This is a genomic window from Roseivivax sp. CAU 1753, assembly GCF_054482575.1.
Window position 1 is genome coordinate 189,584 of the sequence record NZ_JBTLRF010000001.1, and the last position, 14,732, is coordinate 204,315.

Genomic DNA, 14,732 nt, shown 5'->3' on the forward strand with positions numbered 1-14,732 from the left:
GCCGGGTGGTATCGACACTGCCCGGGTGCCGGTGCACATTGTCGCCGGGGTCGGCGATCCGACCGTCACGCACAAGACGGCCCGGCGCGCCGCCGACGCCATGCCGGGGGCCGGTGCTTGCGGTCATGGACGCGCGTTGACACGACGCCATGAGCAGACCCCGAAGGGTTCCGGCCCTTCTTCGTTGACGCGCTGACCGGGATGCCCGACGCAGCGGCCTGACCGCGACACCCATTCGATCCGCCCGCAACCGGGCGTGCGCCAAGGAGCCGACAGACACACCATGACCGACCCATGTATCATCTGCGTTGCCATCACCGGCAGCGTGGCGACCAAACAGAGCAACCCCGCGGTGCCGATCACCATCGTCGAACAGATCGAAAGCACGCAGGAATCCTTTGAGGCCGGTGCCAGCATCGCCCATTGCCACGTGCGCGACGATGACGGCAAGCCGACATCCGACCCCGACCGCTTCGCGCGGCTCAAGGAAGGGCTTGAGAAACATTGCCCCGGCATGATCGTGCAGCTGTCGACCGGAGGCCGATCCGGGTCCGGCCGCGACCGTGGCGGCATGCTGCCGCTGTCGCCCGACATGGCGTCGCTGTCGGTGGGGTCGAACAACTTTCCCACCCGGGTCTACGAGAACAGCCCCGATCTGGTCGACTGGCTTGCCTCGGAGATGATCGCCCATGACGTGAAGCCCGAGATCGAGGCGTTCGATCTGGGCCATATCGTGCAGGCCACGCGGATGGCGGCGGACGGTCGGCTGAAGGCGCCGCTTTATGTCCAGTTCGTCATGGGCGTCAAGAACGCCATGCCCGCGGACGCGCCGATCTTCGATTTCTACATCGAAACGCTGAAGCGGCTTGCCCCGGACGCCCAGTGGTGCGCGGCGGGAGTCGGCCCTGCGCAGTTGACCATCAACGAATGGTCCATTTCAAAGGGCGGACACACGAGGACCGGCCTTGAGGACAATGTCAGGCTTGATCGCGACCGGCTTGCGCCCTCAAATGCGGCCTTGGTGAAGCGCGCAGTCGATCTGTGCGAGAAATACGAGCGTCCGGTTGCCAACTGGCGGCAGGCGCGTGAAATACTCGGTCTACGAAAGGTATCGGTATGAAGAAAGTCTATCCAAACGCATCGGCGGCGCTGGACGGTCTGCTGCATGATGGCATGTTGATCGCGGCGGGGGGCTTTGGCCTCTGCGGTATTCCGGAACTGCTTTTGCAGGCCATCAAGGAGGCCGGAACGAAGGATCTGACCTTCGCCTCCAACAACGCGGGCGTTGACGATTTCGGCATCGGCATTTTGCTGCAGACCAAGCAGGTCAAGAAGATGATGTCGTCTTACGTGGGCGAGAACGCGGAATTCATGCGCCAGTACCTGTCGGGCGAACTGGAGCTTGAGTTCAACCCCCAGGGCACCCTGGCCGAGCGCATGCGCGCCGGTGGTTGCGGCATCCCCGGGTTCTACACCAAGACCGGCGTCGGCACCGTCATTGCCGAGGGCAAGGAAGTGAAGACCTGGAACGGTCAGGATTACATCCTCGAAGAGGGCATCTTTGCCGACCTGTCGATCGTCAAGGCCTGGAAGGCGGACGACACCGGCAACCTGGTGTTCCGCAAGACCGCGCGCAACTTCAACCCGCCCGCCGCCATGTGCGGCAAGGTCTGCGTCGCCGAAGTCGAGGAGATCGTGCCGCGCGGCAGCCTCGATCCGGACATGATCCACCTGCCGGGCATCTATGTGCACCGCATCGTGCAGGGCGCACACGAAAAGCGCATCGAACAGCGCACAACCCGCAAGCGCGAGGAGGCTTGATCATGCCCTGGGACCGCAATCAGATGGCCGCGCGCGCGGCAGAAGAGCTTGAAGACGGCATGTATGTGAACCTCGGCATCGGCATTCCGACGCTGGTGGCCAACTACGTGGGCGACAAGGATATCACGCTGCAATCGGAAAACGGCATGCTAGGCATGGGGCCGTTCCCGTTCGAGGGGGAAGAGGATCCGGACCTGATCAATGCGGGCAAGCAGACCATCACCGAACTGGCGCGCACGTCGTATTTCGACAGCGCCACGAGCTTTGGCATGATCCGCGGCGGCAAGATCGCGGCGGCCATTCTGGGCGCGATGGAGGTGGCCGAAAACGGCGATCTGGCGAACTGGATGATCCCCGGCAAGCTGGTCAAGGGCATGGGCGGCGCGATGGACCTTGTCGCGGGCGTGGGCCGAGTCATTGTGGTCATGGATCACACCAACAAGCATGGTGACAGCAAGGTGCTGAAAGCCTGCACCCTGCCGCTGACCGGCAAGGGCGTGGTCGACCGCATCATCACCAACCTCGGTGTGCTCGACGTGGTCGAAGGCGGTTTGCGGATCGTCGAATGCGCCGAGGGCGTCACCGAGGACGAACTGCGCGCAGCGACGGAGGCGACCATCGTCTGAGGCGAGAAGGCGCGGCGGGCCGGTGTTTGCCGACCCGCCCGCCGGACGCTCTGCCAGGTGGGGAGCCCGGCGGATCGTCGCGGGGATGCAGGCCGCAAGCGCGGGTCGCAGCTGTCCGTGCTGGTTGGCGGGGAAGTCCTTGCCGATGGCCGGATTGTTCTGTTTCGCGATTTGCGAGGCAATTTTGACCGGATATGACGGCGTTATGCGACTGAAAATGTACGATTTGTGCAAGCGTAACCGGCGGCGCCGGGGTCGATATCGGCAAGGATCAACCGGCAGCCCTGCGCCTTTGTGACCGGGTGGCGCGCCCCACGAATGCCCATATGCCGCCGTTCGGGACAGTGAACTTTTCAGACCGCGCGTTTGCGGGCACTATGCCGGAACAGATGTCGCCCGCGACGCGGGACCGACCGAGACAACCAACCGCCATGGTGTGCACCGCACCGGGCCAACAGGAGAACGACCATGTCCAGCAATCCCTTCGATCCCGCCGAAATGATGAAGACCTTCGACCCCGAAGCGATGCGCAAGATGTTCGATCCGCAGCACATGATGGCCGAGCTTCAGAAGACCGTCAGCGGTTTCGACGCCACGCGCCTGATGGAGCAGAACCGCAAGCAGCTTGAGGAAATGGCCGAGGCGAACAAGGCCGCGGCAGAGACATACCGGGATCTGATGGCCAAGCAGATGGCGATCTTTCAGGACGTGATCGCCCCGGCGCAAAAGATGCTCGCGGATCCGGCCAACAAGGACAACATGAAAGCCCAGACCGATGCCATCAACAAGGCGATGGTGGACGGTTTCGCGTTGATGAAGACCATGGCCGAAAACACGCGCAAGACGAATGAACAGGCTTTGGCGACCTTCAAGGCGCAACTGGACGAGGCCATGAAGGACATCAAGAAGACCTGACCGCATCATCGCGCGACTGGGGGCGGTGCCGTCGGGTTGGCGGGCTTCGGGCTGCCGCCTGCCGTCCCTCGGTCGCGCGGCGATGGCTGCGCGCGCCGCGTCGGGCGCGCCATCCGATAGCTATGCCTAATGCTGCATATGCGCGGGTATGACGGCAGGAGGGCGGGGGTTTTCCGGCACCGCTTGCGATGCCGGACAGCGACGCTCTGCCAGTGACGCTCTGTCAGTGACCCTGTGCCTGTGGCGCGGTGCCAGTGACACACCGCCGGGCGCTTTGTTGGGCGCGTTGATCTCGATCAATTACGTATTCCACAAATTGAATATAAAGAGGGCAAAGCCAGACCCCTGTCGGAGTGATCGAGATGACCAGCACCCACACATCCTGCCCGTTCCGCGCGATTCGGGTTTCGGGCATCGTCGCGCCGAGGTTGTCGCGGAATTGACCGCGAGGGGGCCTGCGCGGACCCGGTGCCAAGTGCGCGGGCGGCCCCGCCCGGGACAAGCGATCAAGCTCACCCCCGCCGCGCCGCCCAGACGTCATACCCATAGCGACGGAAAGTCAGCCAGATGTCAGTTTCAGACCTGAACCCCGAAACCGGAACGCGGTTGGCGCACCTGCCCATCACGCTTTTTGCCATCGGCATGGGCATGATGGGTCTGACGCTGGCGCTGCGCGCGGGCGAGACCAGCTTTGCCATGGGGCATGGCGTATCGATGAGCGTTCTGGTCCTGTCCGTCGCGATGCTGGCCGCGGTCGGGGCGGGGTATCTGGGCAAGGCGATCGCCTATCCCGACAAGGTCGTCGAGGACTGGCACCACCCCATAAAGATCGCGTTCTTTCCCGCGATCTCGATTTCGCTGCTGTTGCTTGCCACCGCGCTCCTGGACGTCAGCCCGGCGCTGGCCGAGCCGCTCTGGATGGGGGCGACCGTCCTGCAGGGCGGGCTGGCGCTGGCGGTGGTTTCGGCCTGGATCGGGCATCGGCCGTTCCAGACCCAGATGATGACGCCCGCGTGGTTCATCCCGGCGGTGGGCAATGTGATCGTACCGCTGGCCGGTGCCCGGCTTGGCTATGTCGAGGTCTCGTGGCTGTTCTTTTCCGGCGGCCTGATCTTCTGGATCGTGCTTTTGACCCTGGTGATGAACCGGCTGATGTTCCACGACCCGATGCCGGGCAAGATGGTGCCGACGCTGATGATCCTGGTGGCCCCCCCGGCGGTGGCGTTCAGCGCCTGGCTGCGGCTGAGCGGCGAGGTCGGCGCTTTCGGCCACTTCCTGCTCAGCGCGGCCTATGTCTTTGCGCTGCTGGTCACGACGCAGGCCGCCAAGCTGCGCAAGTTGCCCTTCGCGCTGTCGTGGTGGGCGCTGTCCTTTCCGATTGCAGCGCTTGCCATCGCCAGCTTCGGCTATGCGCATCAGGCGGCCTCGGAAACCCATCGCTGGATCGGGACCGGGCTGCTGACGCTGCTGATCGCGGTGGTGGCCTTGCTGGTGGCGCGCACCGCAATGGCCATCCGGGCGGGCACCATCTGCGTGCCCGAGTAAACCACATGCGACACGTTAACCGATACAATCAAAGGAAATCATCGTGAAACCAACGTTTCTCTTCCCCCTCGTGCTGACGACATCGCTGGGCTGTGCCGCCCTCGCGCAGCAGAACGCGCCCGGCGCGCACTTCATCGAGAACTGGGACCTGGACGGCGACGCTCAGGTCACAGTGGAGGAAGCCACGCAAAAGCGGGCCGAGATCTTCAGAATGTTCGATCAGGATGAAAACGGCGCGCTTGATGGCGTCGAATATGACCTGTTCGATGAAACCCGGAATGCCGACATGGAAGAGAACGCAGGCGGCGCGGCCGGTCCGATGCGCGGCGTTTCGCAGGCGATGTCGCGGGAGTTCATCGACACCGACAAGGACGGTCTGGTGACCGAGGCCGAGTTCCTGTCGCGCGTTCCGGCCTGGTTCGGGATGATGGACCGCGATGCGGATCAGCGGATCACCACGTCCGATTTCGGCCCGCGCAAGAACTAGGCGGCTGACCTCGCGGGCGTTCCGCGCCGATTGCGGGGGCGTTTCAGGGGCCGGGACCGGGATTTGAACAGGGGCAGGGGCGCGCAATGCCCTTGGCCCTGTTTCGCTGTGACAATGCCGATTTCCCGGGCGCCGCTCTGGTCGCCCAGTGCGGGCTCGTGCATTTCGCGCGGCTCGTACCGCGGCGCGGTCTGAGCGGCGCGGTCTGTGCGGCGCGGTCCGTCAGGTACGCCGCGCCATCGGCCACAGCGTCTTGAGGATTTCCGGCACGATCACGATCGGCAAGGTGAAAAGCCCGATCCAGATCCATTCCGACGACCCGATCGGCACCGTGCGCAACAGCACCTGCAAGGGGGGCCAGTAGATCGCCAGCATCTGCGCGCAGAGCGTCACCGCAAGCGCCCCCAGAAGGAACGGATTGCTGAACCAGCCGATCCGCCACCCCGGCAGGCGCAACGACCTGAACGCAAAGACGCTGAACTTCTCGAAAAAGATCATCGCGGTGAAGGCCGTGGTCCGGGCCAGCTCTACCCCCTGATCCATCAGGTGAAAGAATATCCACAGGCTCGACAATCCCGTATAGGTGCCCAGCAATACGATGGTGACCACGCCGCCCGCGCCCAGAATGGCGGTGTCCTTGCGACGCGGGGCCTGTTGCATCTGGTCGGGTTCGGACTTCTCCAGGCCCAGTGCCACCGCCGTGACGCCGTCGGTCACGAGGTTCATCCAGAGAATCTGGGTGGCAAGAAAGACCAGCGGTCCGCCGATGGCGATGCTGACCACCAGCGCGATCACTTCACCGGCATTCGACGACAGCAGATAGCGCACGAATTTCTGCACGTTGGCGAACTGGCGACGGCCTTCGTGGATGGCCCGCACGATGGTGGCGAAGTTGTCGTCGAGCAGGACCAGATCAGAGGCGTCGCGCGCCACGTCGGTGCCCCTGATCCCCATCGAGATGCCGATATCGGCCTGCCGCAGGGCAGGGGCGTCATTCACGCCGTCGCCCGTCATCGCGACGATCTGGCCCTGCGCCTGCAACGCCGAGACGATGCGCATCTTCTGTTCGGGCTTGGTGCGCGCAAAAAGCACATCGCCCTGCAACAGGGTGCCCAGGGTGGCATCATCGAGGTCGTCGAGGTCATGGCCCGTCAATTCCTTCGAGACGTCGAGCGACAGCTGACCGGCAATCGCCGCGGCGGTGATCGGGCTGTCGCCGGTGATCATGATCACCCTGATGCCCGCGGCCCGCGCCAGCGCAATGGCGTCCCGAACCTCCGCCCGTGGCGGGTCGATCAGCCCGACGAGGCCCAGGAACGTCATGCCATCCTCGGCGATCTGCTGATCCGGCGCGGGACGGCTGGCAAGCGCCATGACGCGCAGGCCCTGTTGCGCAAGGCCTTCGTAGGCCTGCGTGATGGCGGTGCGGTCGGTCGCGGACATGGCCTGCACGCCCGCGCGGGTCATCACCTGCGTGCAGATCTCGAGCACGTTTTCTGGCGCACCCTTGGTCAGCACCAGAACGTCGTTTTCCGCCCGGTAAAGCACGCTCATCCGTTTGCGCGCGCTGGAGAACGGGATTTCGGCCAGAAGCCCGCGTTCATCCGGCAGATCGCACCATCCCTTGTAGCCAAGGGTGATCAGCGCGCCCTCGGTCGGAGCGCCGATCAGATGCCAGTGCGCGCCGTCGTTGACCAGCCGCGCATGGCTGCAGAACAGCCCGGCCTGCAGCACCGCGTTCAGAACCGGGTCGTCAGAGGCGCGGATACGCGCGCCTTCGAACGCGATATGCCCGGCGGGGTCATAGCCCGTGCCGGTCACGTCATAGCGGCGGTCCAGCGTCCAGATCTGCGTTGCCGTCATCTTGTTTTCGGTCAGGGTGCCGGTCTTGTCGGTGCAGATCACCGACGCGGCCCCCAGCGTCTCGACCGCCTGCAGGCGACGGGCAAGGGCCTTTTGCCGCACCATGGCCGTCGCGCCAAGCGCCAGCGTGATCGTCACCACCGCCGGCAGGCCTTCGGGCACCATCGCCACCGAGAGGGACAGCCCGGTCATCACCATTTCGTTCAGGTCGCGCCCCAGCAACAGGCCAAGCGTCGTGACGCCGACCGCCACGAGGATCGCCGCGATGCCAAGCTGGTAGGCCAGCCCGCCCAGCTTTTTCTGCAGGTTGGTCGTCTTGGCGCCGACCGATCCGGTCAGCTGCGCGATCTTGCCGAACTCCGTCGCGGACCCGGTGGCGGTAACCCGCGCCTCGGCGCGACCGGTGTTGACCGAGGTGCCCGCGAAGACGTGGGCGTCGTCGCCGTCGGGGTCCTTGGTGACGGCCACCGACTCACCGGTGAGAATGCTTTCGTCGACGGTCAGCTCGGTCGATTTGACGACGGTGGCATCCGCGGCCACCTTTGCCCCCGGCGCAAGCACCAGGATGTCGCCCGGCACGATGTCCCGGGCGGGGATAACCTGCTCCTGCCCGTCGCGCACCACCATCGCCTGCGGTGTCATCAGCTTGCGCAGGGCGGTCAGGGCCGTCTCGGCCTTCCATTCCTGCACGAAACCCAGGACGGCGTTCAGCACCACCACCAGCCCGATGGTGGCCGCGTCGATCCTTTCGCCCAGCGTCAGCGCGACGCCCGCCGCCACGATCAGGATCAGGACCAGAAAACTCGAGAATTGCCGCAGCAGGACGCGCCACGGGCCGGTCTGCTTGACCGTTGGCAGCTCGTTCCAGCCGTGCGTCTGCCGCGCCGCGAGAACGTCTTGCGATGTCAGACCTTTTTGCAGCATATCGTCGGGCGCGTGGGGCACGTCAGCCACCTCATCTGGGAAATGTCGGGTTCGGTATCCGGTGCAATTCGGCCGGTCGCATTGAGCGATATCAAGACGACGCAAGCTCTATGCCGTAAAGCAGGGCAGTGCACCCGCAAACCGGAGGACCAGAAATGGCCAACACGTCAAAGACACAAGACACGGTCGCCTCGGCCGCCGCTGACGAATTCAACACGCTCGTGCATCTGCAGGAGGCCGGCCTTGGCAACCTGATGGGCATGAGCTCGGCCTGGATCGAAACCATCACCGACATGGGCGCGGAGGTTGCGGCTTTCGTGGCAGAGCGGATCCAGGAGGACGTCAAGACCCAGCACGCCATCATGCATTGCAGGAACGTCGCCGAGATGCAGCACGTTCAGGCCGAGTTCATCCAGAAGGCGCTCGAGCAGTACCAGGCCGAGACGGGCAAGCTGCTGCGGATGGGGACCCGGCACGTCGCCAAGCCCCCGACCGGCGATACCGACTGACGCTATTCGAGCACGTAGCGCCCCGGCGCTGCGGCAATGGGTTCAACGAGTGTGGTGCGGGTGTCCTGTGGGCGCCCGCTTTTGCTTTTCAGCCACTTTGCCCAGTGCGGCCACCAGGACCCGTTCCGCGGCGCGTGTCGGTCCAGCCAGTCCGGGGCGGTGACATAGGGGCTGCCCTCGGCCTTGTGCCCGCAGCGGAAATGCCGCCCCTTGTGGCCCGGTTCGGACAGGATGCCACCGTTGTGCCCGCCATTGGTCAGCACGAAGGTGACGTCGGTGTCTGTCAGCAGGGCTATCCGGTACACCGATGTCCAGGGCGACACGTGATCTGCCTCGGTCGCGACGCAGTAGATGTTGCTTCTGATATCGCTGAGTGCCACCGCCGCGCCATCGACCTCGTAGCGGCCCTTCGCAAGGGCGTTTTCGAGGAAAAGGCGGCGCAGGTATTCGCTGTGCATCCGCGCGGGCATCCGCGTGGAATCCGCGTTCCACGACAACAACGGGTTGTCCGGGGTGCGTTCGCCCAGCAGGTAGTGGCGGATGACCCTGCTCCAGATCAGGTCGTTGGACCGCAGCAGCTGGAACGCCCCGGCCATCTGGTCCGACTTGAGATAGCCGTTGGTCGCCATGATATCTTCCAGAAAGGCGACCTGGCTTTCGTTGATGAAGAGGCCAAGCTCGCCCGGTTCGGAAAAATCGACCTGCGCGGCCAGGAGACTGATGCTGGCAAGGCAGTCCTGCCCGTCGCGCGCCATCGCAGCCGCCGCGATGGCCAGCAAGGTTCCCCCGAGGCAATAGCCGGCGGCGTGGAGGCGTTCGTGCCCCATCGACCGGATCCTGGCAATGGCCGCGCGCACGCCCAGATCGACATAGTCCTGCATGCCGAGGTCCGCGTCCTCGGCCGTGGGGTTCTTCCACGACAGGATGAACACCTCGAACCCCTGATCGCGCAGGTAGGCGACCAGCGACTGTTCCGCCGTCAGATCGAGGATGTAGTATTTCATGATCCAGGCGGGGACGATCAGTATCGGTTCGGGGCGCAGTTTTGCGGTGGTCGGATGATAGCGGATCAGCTCCGCCAGATCGTTGCGCAAGACCACGTCGCCCGGTGTCGTGGCCAGTTGCTTGCCGACCGCGAACTGCTCGGACTGGCGGGGTTGCCTGGATTGCAGGCGGTTGAAATCCTCGAACCAGTAGCGCGCGCCGCGCATCAGGTTCAGCCCAAGTTCTTGCCGGGTCCGGTCCAGAACCACCGGATTCGTCAGGGCGAAGTTGGCAGGCGCGTGCATGTCGAGCCATTGGCGCGCGGCAAAATTCGCCACATGCGCGTGTTTCGGATCGACGCCGGGCAGGTTGCTGGTGGCGGTATTCCACCAGTCCTGCCGGGCCAGAAAGGCCTGTGCGAGAACGTTGTAGGGGAATGCGGACCACGCCGGGTCGTCAAAGCGCGGGTCCGTCCGAAGCTTCGGGTTGACGATTTCGGTCAGTGCCTTGCCCGCAAGTTCGATCTGCTTGTCCGGGGACCCCAAGAGATGCAGGGACCAGTCGAAAAAGGCCGTCGCCAGACCCGCGGGCGAGATGCCGCCCGTCATCTGGCCGATCGCCGCGTGCCACTGTGTATCCAGCCCGTGCGATGGGCGCGTCTGGTCGGTCATATGGTCGGTCATAACGTCGATCTTTCTATCAATTTCACGCCCGAGGCGATGCCGTCGCTGGGGTGGGTGATGACCTTTTCGCCGATCTCGAGACCGCTCAGCACCTCGACCATTCTGTCGTTGCGCCGACCGAGCGAGACAATGCGCTTTTCGGCGACATCGCTCTGGGCCACGAAGACCGCCCAGTCCGACCCGCTACGGAACGCCGCGCTCAACGGGATCTGCACCGCGTCATCGGCACGCCATTCGACGATCCGCAGGAAGACCGAGAAGCCGTCGCCGAGGTTGGCCCGTTCGCTGCTGTCGCTGGTCAGGGTGAAGAAGGCATTGACGCGCTGTTCCTCGATCCCCAGTGCCGAGACCTTGGTGCGGGCCTTGGGATCGATCCGGTCGAGCCTGGCCTCGAGCGGGGTATCGCCGCCCCATCGCTCCACATGGGCCAGCGCGCCGGGCGACAGGCGCACCGCGTCGTTCGACAGGATGTCGGCGACCAGTTCAAGCCGTGCCGGATCGCCGATGCTGACCAGCGGCGCGCCGATCGAGACGGGCCGTTCGCTGATCGCCGCGACCGACAGCACCACGCCGTCCGCCGGGGCCAGCACTTCCACACAGCAGCTGTCGGGCACCATGTCCGCATCGCTGGGGCCGAGCAGGGTCGCCCGCGCCCGGTCGATGGTGCCGTCGGACATTTCGATGCGCGCCCGGGCCACCTCGATGGCCGCGTTGGCGACAGCCAGCCGCTGGCTGTCCTCTTCCAGCCGCGTGATGGAGGCGACATTGCGGTCGACCAGCGCCTCTGTCCGGTCATATTGCATTTTTGCAAACCTCTGGGTTTCCATGGCCTGCGCCAGATCGGCCTCGGCGACATGGCGCGCCGCCAGCGCCTCTTGCAGGGCGGCCTGGGCCTGAAGCTGCGAGCGCGCGTCGAGCAGGCCGGAGGAGGACGGGCGCACGATGGCGACGACGGTGTCACCGGCGCGCACGATCTGGCCTTCCTGCACCGGCGACCGCATCGCTGTTCCCGAAATCGGCGATGCAACCTCGAAAAGATCACGCACCTGCGTCCGGCCATCGGCATTGATGGTGATTTCCAGCGGGCCGCGCGACACCAGGGCCAGATCGACGGGCACCGGGTCGTTGCGAAAGCTGACGAACGACAGCCCCGCGATCAGCGCGGCACCGACGCCCATCAGGATCAGCGAACGGGTTGAGGTTGGCATGATCTATTCCCTCGTTTTCATGACGGCGACCAGGTCGAGCCGGTCCAGCCGCCGCCGCACGACCAGCACCGACAGGAACGCCGCGCTCAGCACCACCAGGCTGGCAATCGAGAAGGTCGCAGGTTTCAGCACCAGCGGAATCGCGTAGAGATCGCTGGTGAAGGCCTTCGTCATCAGCCGCGCGATGCCCGCGCCGATCAGCCAGCCCAGAGGCTGCGCGAACAGGGCGATCAGCATCATTTCCCCCATCAGGATATACGACACCTCGCCCCGGCCGAACCCGAGGATGCGCAGGCTGGCCAGTTCGCGCGCGCGTTCGGAAAGCTGGATGCGGGCAGAGTTGTAGGTGACCCCGATGGTGATCAGCACGGCGACGGTGATGTAGATGGTGTTCATGACCACGACGTTCTGCGCGATGGTGTCCTGAAAGGCCCGCCGGATTTCGTTCATCTCGATGATGCCGGAGATGCTCGGCGTGGTCTTGATGGCGGCATGGAGCGCGTCTGTCTGCGTCTCGTCCAGCGTGATGTTCACGGTCGAGACGCGCGGCGCCTGGCGAAACAGCGCGTTCATGTCATCGAAGTCCATGTAGGCCCCCAGACCGAAGCGCAATTCGACCAGTTGCGCCACGTCCACCTCGATCGTCTCGCGTCGCCCGCTCAGGAACTCGGCTTCGACGACGTCACCCGCCCCGACCCCCAGATGGTCGGCCAGCCGCTCGGACAGGACGATGCCGCCGCGCGGCACATCCAGCGTCCGCCCGTCCGCATCGAGCACGCGGCCCAGATCGTTGCCGGGACGGCGCGCCTCGATACCGATGCGTTTGGACAGGTGGCCGTGCCGCAGGATGGCGGCCTGCATGTGCTGGCTTTCCGCCTGCAGCACGCCGGGCAGATTGCGCACATCCTCAAGCGCCGCTTCGGGAACCTCGTCGCCAAACTGCAGGATCGCATCCTGCCGGTTGGTCTGGTAGAACGCCAGATCGACAATCTCGTCCAGCGCGTCGTTGATGAAAGTCGCCGAGATCACCGACGCCACCGCCAGTGCCAGCCCCAGCGACGTCAGCAGGCTGCGCAGCGGCCAGCGCAGCAGGGACCGCAGGATCATCACGGTGGATTGCCGCAGCCGCAGCGACTCCATCAGGTCATCGACCGCGGACCGTTTGAAGCGCGGCGGGGCAGGCGGTTGCATCGCGATCGCCGGGGCCAGGTTCGCCGCTTTCAGCGCGGCCTGAAGCGCGCCCAGGCTGGTGGTCGCCAGACCGGCCAGACCGGCGGCTGCGTAGACCCAGTAGGACACCCGGAAGATCACATAGGGAAAATCGAAGAAATCCGCGTATTGCGCCGCGGTCGTCTGCGCCAGCAGCGTGCCCGCGATCCAGCCCAGGACAACACCGACCACCGCGATCAGCGCCGCGAGCATCAGGTAATGCAGACAGATTTCCGTGTTGGAATAGCCGATGGCCTTGAGCAGACCAATCTCGCTGCGTTCAAGCGTGATGATCCGGCTCATCACCATGCTGACCAGAAAGCCGGCAATGCCGAAGAATATCGGCGGCAGGACCAGCGCCATCCCCCGAAGTTCGTTCAGCTGGGTGTCGAGAAAGGCATCCGAGATCTGGTCCGTGCGATCATGCGCGCCAAGGCCGCCGAAGGGTTTCAGCAGCGTATCGAGCCGGTCGATCACCGGTTCGGGCCGCGCCCCCGCCGCCAGCGACAGGGACACATCGTTGAACGCGCCGGTCATGTCGAAGGCCGCGGCTGCCGTGCGTTCGGGCATCCAGACGATGCCGAAGGCCGCGTTGTCGGGCATCAGCGCACCCGGACCGATGGTATAGACGAACTCGGGCGACAGAACGGTTCCGACGATGACAAAAGCGCGTTTCTGCCCCCTGAGATTGGCGCTGAAACTGTCGCCCAGCGCAAAACCGCTGGCCTGCGCAAAGGGCGCATTGACCATGACTTCATCCGTGCGCGCCGGGTCCGGAGCCCGCCCCGACACAAGCAGCGGCACGTTCAGGACCGGCTCTGACGTTTCGGGGTAGGACAGGATGTGGCCCACGGCGGTGCGCGACCGTCCGGGGATATCGAGGATCGCGGCCCCGGCGATGCGGCCCTCGACGCTGACGACGCCGTCGATGCGCGCGATTTCGGCCAGCAGCGACAACGGCGCGCGATTGGTGCGCGCGAACACGTCGGCAAAACGGTTGCGTTCGTAATAGGCATCCCGGGTTTCGGACAGCGCCTTGTACATCCCGACCGACGTCAGCAGGATCGCCACGCCGCAGGCCAGGACAAGCGCGATCGCAAGGGCCTGGATCCACAGCCGCTGGAAGTCCCGGAAGAGTTTCCTGTCGATGGCGTGCATGCCGCTCACCACGCGATCTCGGACGGCGCGATGCGGTTGTCGTTCACCCGCACCTGGCTGATCTTGCCGTCCTGGAAAAAGATCACGCGATGCGCCATGCGCTGGATTTCGGCGTTGTGCGTGATCACGACGGTGGTCGTTCCGAAGCGGTCGTTGATGTCGCGCAGCACCTCGAGGACCTGCACCCCGGTGGTACTGTCGAGCGCGCCGGTCGGTTCATCGCACAGCAGGATCTGCGGGCGTTTGGCGATGGCGCGGGCGATGGCCACGCGCTGCTGTTCGCCGCCCGACATCTCGGACGGGAAGTGGTCCATCCGCTTTGCCAGCCCGACCAGAGCGAGCGCTTCGGCGGCGGGCATCGGATCGGGCGCGACATCGGTCACCAGCTGCACGTTTTCCCGCGCGGTGAGGCTGGGCACCAGATTGTAGAACTGAAAGACGAAGCCGACATGGTCGCGGCGATACCGGGTCAGGCCCCGGTCCGACATCTCGGTCAGTTCTGTATCCTTGAACCAGACGCGCCCGTCGGTGGCGTGATCCAGCCCCCCCAGAATATTGAGAAGTGTCGACTTGCCGCTGCCCGACGGGCCCAGCAGGACGGTCAACTCGCTTTCGAAAAGCTCCAGATCGACGCCGTCCAGCGCGAATACCTTGACGTCCCCGGTCTCGTATACCTTGGTGACGCCCTCGGTCCTGAAAATCGCATCCGCCACGAGACACTCCTGCTGCGCACGAGAGTATTGCAAACCGGGCGGAATGGGATTGATCGATCTCAATCCAGCCCGGACATGCGCAACGGA

12 protein-coding genes are annotated in these 14,732 nt (G+C 64.8%); 7 read left to right on the forward strand and 5 right to left on the reverse strand.

The features are described from left to right. Nucleotides 1–283: 283 nt before the first annotated feature. The 6 genes from ACXYMN_RS00965 (at nucleotide 284) to ACXYMN_RS00990 (ending at nucleotide 5,394) form a co-directional block, all read left to right on the forward strand. On the forward strand, nucleotides 284–1,120 hold the full coding sequence (locus ACXYMN_RS00965; protein ID WP_459011500.1) for a beta-keto acid cleavage family enzyme: 837 nt from the start codon (nucleotides 284–286) through the stop codon (nucleotides 1,118–1,120). Then, nucleotides 1,117–1,821 (forward strand): CoA transferase subunit A, encoded by a 705-nt coding sequence (locus ACXYMN_RS00970; RefSeq protein ID WP_459011501.1) that lies wholly within the window; start codon nucleotides 1,117–1,119, stop codon nucleotides 1,819–1,821. Before ACXYMN_RS00965 ends, ACXYMN_RS00970 begins: the two co-directional genes overlap by 4 nt. A gap of 2 nt (nucleotides 1,822–1,823) precedes the next feature. Beyond that, a complete protein-coding gene (locus ACXYMN_RS00975) occupies nucleotides 1,824–2,447 on the forward strand; it encodes a 3-oxoacid CoA-transferase subunit B (protein WP_459011502.1) in 624 nt (207 codons plus the stop codon). Between the two features lie 468 nt (nucleotides 2,448–2,915). Then, nucleotides 2,916–3,362: a hypothetical protein gene (locus ACXYMN_RS00980; protein WP_459011503.1), complete on the forward strand. Its 447-nt coding sequence runs from the start codon at nucleotides 2,916–2,918 to the stop codon at nucleotides 3,360–3,362. Nucleotides 3,363–3,929: 567 nt separating this feature from the next. Then, nucleotides 3,930–4,907, forward strand: coding sequence for an SLAC1 anion channel family protein (locus ACXYMN_RS00985; protein ID WP_459011504.1), 978 nt, complete (start codon nucleotides 3,930–3,932; stop codon nucleotides 4,905–4,907). Nucleotides 4,908–4,950: 43 nt separating this feature from the next. Further along, on the forward strand, nucleotides 4,951–5,394 hold the full coding sequence (locus tag ACXYMN_RS00990; RefSeq protein ID WP_459011505.1) for an EF-hand domain-containing protein: 444 nt from the start codon (nucleotides 4,951–4,953) through the stop codon (nucleotides 5,392–5,394). A 222-nt stretch (nucleotides 5,395–5,616) separates the two neighbouring features. Here the strand turns inward: ACXYMN_RS00990 and ACXYMN_RS00995 are convergent, their stop codons facing one another. Further along, on the reverse strand, nucleotides 5,617–8,202 hold the full coding sequence (locus tag ACXYMN_RS00995; protein ID WP_459011507.1) for a cation-translocating P-type ATPase: 2,586 nt from the start codon (nucleotides 8,200–8,202) through the stop codon (nucleotides 5,617–5,619). Between the two features lie 134 nt (nucleotides 8,203–8,336). On the opposite strand from ACXYMN_RS00995, the gene ACXYMN_RS01000 reads away from it, so the two are divergent. Continuing rightward, entirely contained in the window at nucleotides 8,337–8,690 is a 354-nt protein-coding gene (locus tag ACXYMN_RS01000) for a phasin family protein (RefSeq protein ID WP_459011508.1), read from the forward strand. 2 nt (nucleotides 8,691–8,692) lie between these two features. Here the strand turns inward: ACXYMN_RS01000 and ACXYMN_RS01005 are convergent, their stop codons facing one another. From ACXYMN_RS01005 to ACXYMN_RS01020, 4 genes are read right to left on the reverse strand one after another with little or no spacing between them, the layout of a single operon-like run. Then, a complete protein-coding gene (locus ACXYMN_RS01005; protein ID WP_459011509.1) occupies nucleotides 8,693–10,357 on the reverse strand; it encodes a PHA/PHB synthase family protein in 1,665 nt (554 codons plus the stop codon). After that, entirely contained in the window at nucleotides 10,354–11,565 is a 1,212-nt protein-coding gene (locus ACXYMN_RS01010; RefSeq protein ID WP_459011510.1) for an efflux RND transporter periplasmic adaptor subunit, read from the reverse strand. The genes ACXYMN_RS01005 and ACXYMN_RS01010 overlap by 4 nt, the downstream gene beginning before the upstream one ends. A gap of 3 nt (nucleotides 11,566–11,568) precedes the next feature. Beyond that, on the reverse strand, nucleotides 11,569–13,932 hold the full coding sequence (locus ACXYMN_RS01015; RefSeq protein ID WP_459012340.1) for an ABC transporter permease: 2,364 nt from the start codon (nucleotides 13,930–13,932) through the stop codon (nucleotides 11,569–11,571). 5 nt (nucleotides 13,933–13,937) lie between these two features. Further along, complete coding sequence (locus tag ACXYMN_RS01020) at nucleotides 13,938–14,645, reverse strand: ABC transporter ATP-binding protein (protein WP_459011511.1); 708 nt, start codon at nucleotides 14,643–14,645, stop codon at nucleotides 13,938–13,940. Nucleotides 14,646–14,732: the final 87 nt, after the last annotated feature.